General features: G+C 32.8%; 3 protein-coding genes. All 3 read right to left on the bottom strand.

Annotated elements, in window-relative coordinates; genetic code table 11:
- Nucleotides 1–327: 327 nt before the first annotated feature.
- Genes Cyrtocomes_RS05475 through Cyrtocomes_RS05465 form a run of 3 tightly spaced genes read right to left on the bottom strand, consistent with a single transcriptional unit; the run spans nucleotide 328 to nucleotide 4,102 of the window.
- Nucleotides 328–2,256, bottom strand: coding sequence for an ATP-binding protein (locus tag Cyrtocomes_RS05475; protein ID WP_322498183.1), 1,929 nt, complete (start codon nucleotides 2,254–2,256; stop codon nucleotides 328–330).
- Nucleotides 2,257–2,568 carry a DMT family transporter gene (locus Cyrtocomes_RS05470; RefSeq protein ID WP_322498182.1) on the bottom strand — a complete coding sequence of 104 codons (312 nt, stop codon included), beginning with the start codon at nucleotides 2,566–2,568 and terminating at the stop codon, nucleotides 2,257–2,259.
- A gap of 10 nt (nucleotides 2,569–2,578) precedes the next feature.
- A complete protein-coding gene (locus tag Cyrtocomes_RS05465) occupies nucleotides 2,579–4,102 on the bottom strand; it encodes a TraB/TrbI/VirB10 family type IV secretion system protein (RefSeq protein WP_322498181.1) in 1,524 nt (507 codons plus the stop codon).
- Nucleotides 4,103–4,210 lie beyond the last annotated feature (108 nt).

Below are 4,210 nucleotides of genomic sequence, written 5' to 3'. Positions count from 1 at the left end.
TTCTTTCTAAATTCTATTGGATATGACATTTTTTCTTTATATAGCATTTATATCATTTTTATCAAAATTAGCATGACATTTTATAACGGATTAGCTATAGTGTTGCAAAAGCAATTGGTAAGACCAATAAAATGTAGTTGAGTATTACATACTCAAAAAGCCATACATAAAATATCAAAAGTCTAAGAAATTATATAATCTTATTGAATACATATTCAATAAACTAAAGCTTTTCAGATGTTAAATAACTAGATACGATAAGCTTACCTCCACTTGCGCAAAGATATTTGTGGCTAAAATAAGTGTCAAGGCTACATAAATTATAGCTTATCTCTGTGTAAAATTTTTAGGTATGTATAATTCTGTACATACACCATCTTCTATATTTTTTAAATCAAATATACCCATATGATCGTCCATTATCTTTTGGACTATAGAGAGCCCTATGCCTACTCCCTCTTCCTTAGTTGTAACATAAGGTTCCTTTATTGTTGGTAATATTTCTTTCTTTATACCGCCGCCATTATCCTCGATTTTTATTGATATATAATTACATGTTTTATGCGATAAAATGATAGATATAACACCCTTAATTTTCCTAAGATAAATAGCCTCGGCAGAATTTTTTAATAAATTCGTAATAGCTCTTGATATGTGTGTTCTATCACAGCTTATTATACAATCTACTTCTACGAGATCAATAAAGTTATATGAGATATTAGGGTTAGCTATTCTATGTATTAGAACGGTATCTTTTATTATATTTCTAATATCGCAATCCGTAAAAATAGGCGATTGTAGTTTTGCAAAATCTATAAAATCAGTAACCATATGATTTATATTTTCAACATTTTGCATTATTGAATCTATATATCTTGCAAATAACTTCTCATCATATTTGTGTTGAAATATATTTTTTTTGAGAATTTCTGATGCCAATAATATTGGTGTTAATGGGTTTCTTATTTCATGCGCGATCCTTTTTGCTATTTCGCCCCATGCGGCTGATTTTTGAGCGGCTACTAATTCTGTTATATCAGTAATTGTTATAACTATACTCTCTATGGATTCTTTATTGATAATTGCTACCATTTTTATAAAAAGGTTAATATAAGAGTCATTTCTCTCTATGATAATATTTTTTGAAAATTCAATAAGTTTTCCATTAAAGAAGTCGGTTATAACATGACCTATTTCATTGAATATCTCTGAAATTTTTACCCCAGTATAATCTTTCTCATTGAGACTGAGAATCGATAAAGCCGCGTTATTTATTAAATGCACATTTGCTTTCTTATTTATTACAATAACGCCAGTTTTAATTTCCGCCAATATTTTTTCGATAAATATCCTTCTCGCGTCTGCTAAATCTTTTATTTTTAAAATTTCAGAATGTTGTCTTTTAACTTTCTGAAGCATCGAATTAAAGGCTTTGGCTAATATTGTTATTTCATACTTACTACCTATTGCTTTTAAATTTATAAAAGACACATTGTCTGATCTAATACCTAGAACTGCATTACTTAGTTTTTCCAATGGATTTACTATTTTATTTGCAATTTTATTTGCTATCACTATAGAAAAAAATACCATAGATAGAGAGATGAAAAAAAACGCTATTTCTAGCTTATCTTTTGTACTTTCTATCCCGTGTTGAAGTTCTTGATAATGCATTGCAGATCCCTTTGTCTCTTCCAGATATCTCACAATTTTTGGATCTAAATGTCTTGAAATAACAAGGTATATGTTAGCAAGAGAGTGCAGCTTGATAACTGCGTGAACTTTTTTACCAATGGTATCATCTATGAGGGCTACCTCATGTTGTAATACTTCCTGTATTACATGGTCTGGTAATCTATTAGGGAAGACAGGAATACCAATTGTGCTACGTGCAACTAGCATATTTTTATTGAAGATCAAAATTTCTGCTAATCCACGTTCAAAAGCTTGTTCATTAAGTGCTCTTAAAATTCCACCACTTTTTACCCCGCTTCTTTCTATAATATTTGCTACAATAAAGGCCTCTACCTTTATATTGTTTTTATGCTCTATCATGTAATGTTGCGCAATTTTGACGGTATTAGAAACAGAATTTGCGATCTGTTTAGTAAAGAACGATTCTACACCAAGATAATAATAAGCATAAAAAAGCAGCGATGTGAGTATTATTGGAGCGGCTACTGATAACACGCATACCACAAATATTATCCTACTCTTTAGAGAATCTTTTTTGAAAAAAAAAGATATAAAGCTCATCTACGTAACTTTTAAGCCCAATATGCAAAACATGAGTACTATAATTAGCAGTATCCTCATTGGATTGAGTTCCCCAGACATAATAATCTCAAAAACAGTAGTACCAGATATACCAATCCCTGTCCATACGGCGTATACAATAGATATAGGTAAATCTCTCATTGCTTTACTCATAAAAAAGAAGCTTATTATAGCAAAGACAATAAATAAAATTGTATATACAATTTTTGTAAATTGCTCAGATAGCTTTAGGCAAATCGCAAATGCAACTTCTGAAAATCCTGCTATTATTAAATAAAACCAACTTTCCATTATCACATTACTAATTAGGAAAAATTAGATCTTTTTGCACTATTATATTAACTAGCTCTCCTTGATTGATAGTAATTGTGGGTTTTACAGAAAACGATTGCTCTACAACATTAGATGCTATTCCATTGAATTTTTGTGTTGTCTCTTGGTTCAGGAGTGCAGATGCGCTTCCTTCTGTAATAATTTTACCATCCTTATCCTTAGTTTGCGTAATCTTTTCATTATTATTGATTATTTTATTTGATACAGTAGGAATAACATAAGATACAAGGAAGGCGCTTATCAATTTTTCTCTAAATTTGCTATCAAGTTTGCCTCGAACACCGGCTCTACCTAGCTTATCTGTTCCAGCAGAGGCAATCATTATATCTATACCAGAAGGTAATATTAATCTGTTCCATATTATTGACACGCGCGCTTGTCCTGCGGAGATTTTTGCATCATATTCCCCAATAAGTCTTGACCCTGCTGGTATAAGTATATTTTGTCCTTGCTCTGAAAATACGTTCCTAGTTACAACGGCCCTTAATGAGCCTGGGATATCAGTATTAATAGCAGTTTCAAGGACGGCGTCTATAACTTTGCCTTCCAGTATCATATTTCGTAAATTCCCAACCTTGGTGACCCTCTCTTGCTGGGCACTAGTGTGTGCTATTTCCTGTACATCTAATGCACCATCACCAAAACCTAAAAAGTCTCCCGGAGCGTCATTCTTCTTTTCTTGTTTTGCTGAATCTTTATCTTTCGCTCCATCATTGAAGCTATCCATCAGTCCAACCCCAGCACCTGACCCCATAACCATTATTCCAGCTTTTCGTTTAGCTTCTATCCTTCTTTTCTCTTCCTCTTCTCGTTCTTGGTTAGAAAACATATTTGTAACTGAAGGGGAGGTTGGTACTGTGCTTTCGGTTATGGCAAACGGCAGAGGAGGAGGTGGTGGGAGCTCACCACGCCTCACTTCGTTCCTCTCCTCTCTTTTATTTGGTATAGGAACAGGTTGTGATTCAAGTTCCTGTAATGGAGGTGGTTCTGGTAATGGTATAGGGTTTGAATTAAAGGATTTGTAGTTGTTAAATTCAGGAATTTCTTTTGCTACAGTTGAAGAATCCATTATTACTTTTTCTGCAGCTTTTAAATTTGAAGCTCCGTTTGGGGTGGTTTCTTTATTATCATTATCCTGGTCTTGCTCAGAAAAAATAAAATATACAGCAAAAATAGCTACCGCTATTAAGATTAATATTCCAACTGTCTTATTTTTTTTACTTACCGCAACAGATGAAAATGAATCTTCTTTTATATCATTTTTATTATCATAAGTAGCCCATTGTTCTGTATCAGAATGCTTGTCGCTCCTTACATTATCTCCCAAATTATTTGATGAGGAATTAGCCTCATCTTTATGTGTATAGTTACTATCTCCCATTTCAGTACCTACATAATTTTGTGTGTTTGTATTATCATGCAAAGTGTCAGCCTGCTTATCACCATCATTATGTTGGGTGGCATGCTCATCATCAGCTGAATCTCTAGGCACTGTTAACAAAGGTTGTATTTAATAGATGCTAAAGCTATAAAGGCAAGGAAAGAGAGATCGGATTTCTCAAATCGTAATGCTAAGCGTCGATTTTCTTTGAGTTTAGCG

The sequence above is a fragment of the Candidatus Cyrtobacter comes genome (assembly GCF_034470605.1).
Lineage (GTDB): Bacteria > Pseudomonadota > Alphaproteobacteria > Rickettsiales > Midichloriaceae > Cyrtobacter > Cyrtobacter comes.
The sequence above is the reverse complement of the archived record's forward strand: the minus strand, read 5'-3'. Positions and strand labels throughout refer to the sequence as shown.

What these genes read in the sequence shown, in the direction of transcription:
- Cyrtocomes_RS05470 (WP_322498182.1), bottom strand. Translation starts at nt 2,568, where the DNA reads ATGGAAAGTTGGTTTTATTTAATAATAGCAGGATTTTCAGAAGTTGCA.
- Cyrtocomes_RS05475 (WP_322498183.1), bottom strand. Translation starts at nt 2,256, where the DNA reads ATGAGCTTTATATCTTTTTTTTTCAAAAAAGATTCTCTAAAGAGTAGG.